Genomic DNA, 4017 nt, shown 5'->3' on the forward strand with positions numbered 1-4017 from the left:
CAAACCCCCACCCCCCCCGCCCGCCCCCGGTCCACCCGCATATGCTGGGCGCCGCTGTTCGCCCCCCCGCCGCCGCCCCCCCCCAAGGGGAGGGTTGGGAGGGGTGCAGTTGATCTTCGCAGCCCTGCAGAAAACTCAGAACGGCTTCGCCAGCACCAAATAAACGATGGCAATGAACAGCACCAACGGCAGCTCATTGAACCAGCGCAATGCCCCAGAAGATGGCAGGGCCTTGCCCTTGATCGTGCCCTTCAACCAGCGCCCGGTGAAGGTGAAATACACCATCAGCAAGACCACCAATCCCAGCTTTGCATGCAGCCAGCCGGCAGCGCCCGGCGCCACCATGGTCGGGAACTCCGGCAGCACCTTGTAACCCAGCCACAGCACCAGCCCCAGGATGAAGGCAAAGCCGAACATCACATGGCCAAACCGGTACAGGCGCTTGCCCATCAACTGCAGCCGCTCCACCACCGCCGGCTGCCCCGCAGCCTCGGCCAGGTTGACCAGGATCCGCGGCAGGTAGAACACCGACGCCATCCACGCCACCACGAAAACAAGGTGGAAGGTCTTTACCCAAAAGTACGACTGCATGCGCTGGCTCCATCGGCGGCGTAGGATGAGCGCCATTTTCGCCCATCCGCACAAGACACGCACATGCAGGACAAGCAGTACGACGCCGACTACTTCCAACGCTGGTATCGCCGCGACGATATCGGCGGCGCAGCGCGCCTGGCACGCAAGGTGCAGCTGGCCGTTGCCGCAGCCGAGTACTACCTGGAGCGCCCGATCCGCAGCGTGCTCGACGTTGGCTGCGGCGAAGGCGCCTGGCGCGCGCCCTTGCTCAAGCTGCGACCCAAACTGCAGTACATGGGCTTTGACAGCAGCGAGTACGCAGTGCGCCGCTATGGCCGCACCCGCAACCTGCATCTGGCCAGCTTCGGCGACTTCCAGTGGCTGCGCCCCTGCGCGCCGGTCGACCTGCTGGTCTGCTCGGATGTCATCCACTACGTGCCCAGCCGCGAACTGCGCAAGGGCCTGCCGGGCCTGGCCGAACTCTGCGGCGGGGTCGCCTTCCTAGAGGCATTCACCGCCGAGGACGAGTTCCATGGCGACCACGACGGCTTCCAGCAGCGCCCTGCCCGCTGGTACAAGCGCCAGCTGCGTGAAGCGGGTTTCCGCGGCGTCGGCTCGCATTGCTGGCTGGGGCCCGCATTCAGCGAAGACATCGCCGCGCTGGAACGGGCCGACTAAAGGCCGATACCGGCTTAACGCCGCAAATGCCATAGTGCGCTATGCTGCACAGCATCATATGACTGTACATATTGGGACGTCATGCTTTATCAACTGCATGAATTGACCCGCAACCTGCTTGCGCCCTGGGTTCACCAGGCGCAGGCAAATGCGGCGTTCTTCAATAATTCGGGCCACTGGTGGTCGTCGATGCCGGGCGCTGATCGCTTCGCGGCGATGAACGAGCTGTTCCACCGCCTCGGCAAGGATTATGAGAAGCCCGAATGGGGCATCCACGAACTGGAACTTGATGGCGAGATCGTGCCGATCGCCCAGCTCACCGAAGTGGAGAAGCCGTTCTGCAAGCTGCTGCGCTTCAAGCGCCACAGCAACGAAACCTCCAAGGTTGAAGCCCTGCTCGCCCAGCCCATCGTGCTGGTGGTGGCGCCACTGTCCGGCCACCACGCCACGCTGCTGCGCGACACCGTGCGCACCCTGCTGCGCGACCACCGCGTCTATGTGACCGACTGGGTCGACGCGCGCATGGTGCCGGTGGAACAGGGCGAGTTCGGCCTGGACGACTACATCGAATACGTGCAGGAGTTCATCCGCCACCTCGGCGCCGAGAACGTGCACGTGGTCAGCGTCTGCCAGCCAACCGTGCCGGTATTGGCTGCAGTCTCACTGATGGCCAGCCGTGGCGAAACCACCCCGCGCTCGCTGGTGATGATGGGTGGCCCGATCGATGCGCGTTGCAGCCCGACCGCGGTCAACAACCTCGCCACCCGCAACCCGATGTCGTGGTTCGAGAACAACGTCATCCACACCATTCCGGCGCCGTATCCGGGCCAGGGCCGCCGGGTCTATCCGGGCTTCCTGCAGCACGCCGGCTTCATGTCGATGAATCCCAGCCGCCACTTGATGTCGCACTGGGATTTCTACACGGATCTGGTCAAGGGCGACCTGGACGATGCCAACGCGCATCGCCGTTTCTACGACGAATACAACGCCGTGCTGGACATGCCGGCGCAGTTCTACCTGGACACGATCCGCGTGGTGTTCCAGGAGTTCCTGCTGCCGCGCGGCGAGTGGTATGTGCGCGGCGAGCACGTCGATCCCTCGGCGATCCGCGACACCGCCCTGCTGAGCATCGAAGGCGAGCTCGACGATATCGCCGGCCTCGGCCAGACCGAAGCCGCGCAGGCGCTGTGCACCGGCATCCCGGCCTCGCGCCGCGACCACTTCATCGTCGAAGGCGCCGGCCACTACGGTATCTTCAGCGGCCGCCGCTGGCGCGAAGTGGTGTACCCGAAGATGCGCGATTTCTTCAGCGCCCAGTCCGCGCAACCGGCGGCAAAAAAGGCCAGAAAAGCCAGCAGCAACGTAACCCCACTGCGCCGCCGCGCCCAGCGCTGAGCCGGCTTGAGCCCCTCTCCCTGCGGGGTGAGAGGGGCAGCTTGCGAACCATTGGTTCGCTGCCCATCGAACGCCCTTGCGCCAGCGCAAGGGCCGGGGCGCGGCGCGGGGGTTGGGGTGAGGGCAAACCGAAGTCTGGAAAATATAGGCAACGGCCATCGCTCCGACGCCCCGAAAGAGGGAGCACTAACACCAAGGCCCCGGCACTCCCGGGGCCTTCTGCATTCAAGAAACCGCCTTCAAGCCCACCACCCCAACCACGATCACCGCCAGGCTAAACAAGCGCGCCGTACTCCGCGACTCCCCAAAGAACAACATGTTCACCAGCACCGCAGCGGCCGTTCCCAGACCAATCCACACCGCATAGGCAATGCTCAACTGGATGTAACGGAAGGACTGGTACAGCAGCACGAACGAGGCGCCGAACCCGCCGAAGAACAGGATCACGTTCAACAGACTCTTGCGTCCGCTGTAACGCTTCAGGCCAATCACGCCCACTGTCTCCATCAAGGCCGCGGCGATCACCAGAAACCAGCCCATATCAGCCTCCCTGCCCGTCTGCTTCAGGCGCGGCGGCCTCCTTGCCATCGGCCAGTTTCAACGCGATCACGCCTGCCACCAGCACCGCCATGAACACGCCCTTGGCCAGGCTGAAGCTACCGTCGAACAGGAAGATATCCATCAGCGCCGTTCCCACCGTGCCAACGGCGGCAAACACCGCATACACCGTGCCGGTCGGCAATGATTCGCAGGCCTTGGCCAGCCAATGGAAATCCACCACGATCACCACGATGATCGGAATCCAATGCCACCATGCGGCAGCCACATTGAAGCCATACACCCAGACCAGTTCGAACAGACAGGTCAGGGCCACGTAGAACCAGCCCTTGTTGGCCACGGCGTTCTCCACAAAAAAACCGCCACCAGCATAGCGCGAGGCAGTGCCGAGCCATGCTCGGCAGGGGCTTTGCCGGCAGTGCAAGCAACTCCGGCTTTTTGTGGGAGCGGCGTGAGCCGCGAAGCTACAACTGAATCCGCCAGCGAAGAGCCAACCCCTCCCCAGCCCTCCCCTTCGCTGCGCGAAAGGGAGGGAGCGTAGTGCCGAGCCATGCTCGGCAGAGGCTTTGCCGGCAGTGCAAGCAACTCCGACTTTTTGTGGGAGCGGCATAAGCCGCGAAGCTACAACTGAATCCGCCAGCGAAAAGCCAACCCCTCCCCAGCCCTCCCCTTCGCTGCGCGAAAGGGAGGGAGCGTAGTGCCGAGTCATGCTCGGCAGGGGCTCTACCAGCAATCCAGAACTGTAGGAGCGGCGTCAGCCGCGAAGCTGGCAACAATGACTGGCGGGGTATTTCTGCCATCTGACCATCTACC

5 protein-coding genes are annotated in these 4017 nt (G+C 63.7%); 2 read left to right on the forward strand and 3 right to left on the reverse strand.

Annotated features, from left to right (window positions below):
- Positions 1-135: 135 nt before the first annotated feature.
- Positions 136-591 carry a CopD family protein gene (locus ACVOLI_RS20235; protein WP_481615751.1) on the reverse strand — a complete coding sequence of 152 codons (456 nt, stop codon included), beginning with the start codon at positions 589-591 and terminating at the stop codon, positions 136-138.
- A 63-nt stretch (positions 592-654) separates the two neighbouring features.
- Between ACVOLI_RS20235 and ACVOLI_RS20240 the strand changes: the two genes are divergently transcribed.
- Both ACVOLI_RS20240 and ACVOLI_RS20245 read left to right on the forward strand, forming a co-directional pair.
- The gene (locus tag ACVOLI_RS20240) at positions 655-1251 is read left to right on the forward strand and encodes a class I SAM-dependent DNA methyltransferase (protein WP_282273139.1); all 597 of its coding nucleotides are present in this window, start codon (positions 655-657) and stop codon (positions 1249-1251) included.
- An 81-nt stretch (positions 1252-1332) separates the two neighbouring features.
- Complete coding sequence (locus ACVOLI_RS20245) at positions 1333-2646, forward strand: polyhydroxyalkanoate depolymerase (RefSeq protein WP_481615752.1); 1314 nt, start codon at positions 1333-1335, stop codon at positions 2644-2646.
- A gap of 225 nt (positions 2647-2871) precedes the next feature.
- On the opposite strand, the gene ACVOLI_RS20250 is transcribed toward ACVOLI_RS20245, so the two are convergent.
- The gene (locus ACVOLI_RS20250) at positions 2872-3186 is read right to left on the reverse strand and encodes a DMT family transporter (protein WP_481615753.1); all 315 of its coding nucleotides are present in this window, start codon (positions 3184-3186) and stop codon (positions 2872-2874) included.
- Between the two features lies 1 nt (position 3187).
- A complete protein-coding gene (locus ACVOLI_RS20255; protein WP_481615754.1) occupies positions 3188-3544 on the reverse strand; it encodes a DMT family transporter in 357 nt (118 codons plus the stop codon).
- Positions 3545-4017 lie beyond the last annotated feature (473 nt).

Source organism: Stenotrophomonas sp. STEN029, assembly GCF_056760015.1.

Bases quoted from the DNA above. Each gene is read 5' to 3' on its own strand.
- ACVOLI_RS20235 (WP_481615751.1), bottom strand. From the start codon at position 591: ATGCAGTCGTACTTTTGGGTAAAGACCTTCCACCTTGTTTTCGTGGTG.
- ACVOLI_RS20240 (WP_282273139.1), top strand. From the start codon at position 655: ATGCAGGACAAGCAGTACGACGCCGACTACTTCCAACGCTGGTATCGC.
- ACVOLI_RS20245 (WP_481615752.1), top strand. From the start codon at position 1,333: ATGCTTTATCAACTGCATGAATTGACCCGCAACCTGCTTGCGCCCTGG.
- ACVOLI_RS20250 (WP_481615753.1), bottom strand. From the start codon at position 3,186: ATGGGCTGGTTTCTGGTGATCGCCGCGGCCTTGATGGAGACAGTGGGC.